Source organism: Halorubrum sp. ARQ200, from assembly GCF_005435115.1.
GTDB lineage: Archaea > Halobacteriota > Halobacteria > Halobacteriales > Haloferacaceae > Halorubrum > Halorubrum tropicale.
Window position 1 is genome coordinate 1 of record NZ_SGTZ01000026.1, and the last position, 716, is coordinate 716.

A 716-nucleotide genomic window follows, 5' to 3' on the forward strand; every position below is an offset into this window, starting at 1 on the left:
CAGTAAGCGTCTCGTCCTTGCGGCCGAGATGGAAGCCGACTCGGTCGGCGAACCGCACGGCGTTCTGTGATGTGATCTTGAGGACCCAGGATTCGAACGACTGCTCGCCGTCGTAGAACTCGGCCACCGCACCCGTCTTCGGGGTACGCTCCTCGCGATACACTTTCGTAGCGATACCGAACCGCTTGAGGGCTGCGATTAGGTCGGACTGTAGGTCGTCGCTCACCGTATGTGCGCGAACCTCGACGCGTTCGCTAGACGTACTTCCGTCGCCAGAGAAGTACGCCGCGAGGAACGTTCGGAGAATCGAGTCCGGTGCGGAGAGCACGCAGTCCGGGATTAGTTTCGTCTCCGCACGACTCCCGGCGTCAAGAACATCCGAGAACAGCGTCGTGACGAGGCGACTGGAAACAGTAATCTTCCATTCGTTCTCCTCGAACGCCTCAACGTCAAATACGTCGTCAAAGACGTCAATGATCTCGTCGCGTGGCACGTCGTCCGGCGTACAGATTGTCGTCTGGTAAAATGACCCAGCCTCCTGCCGGGTGAACCCTTCTGCAGCGTAGTATCCGAGCATCGTGCCGACCGTCTCGTCGACATCGAACTGACGCGAAATCGAAGCGCTGTCGCGACGGATTCCAAGTGTCACGTCGGTGGGAACGCGTTCGACGACAGTGTCGCAGTCGTACAGTTCGATCAGAACGCCGGCCGAGATG

General features: G+C 59.1%; 1 protein-coding gene. It reads right to left on the minus strand.

Going from position 1 to position 716, the window contains the following annotated elements:
- The coding region (locus EXE50_RS16870; protein ID WP_275938157.1) for an LAGLIDADG family homing endonuclease at positions 1–716 on the minus strand (716 nt) is incomplete at both ends.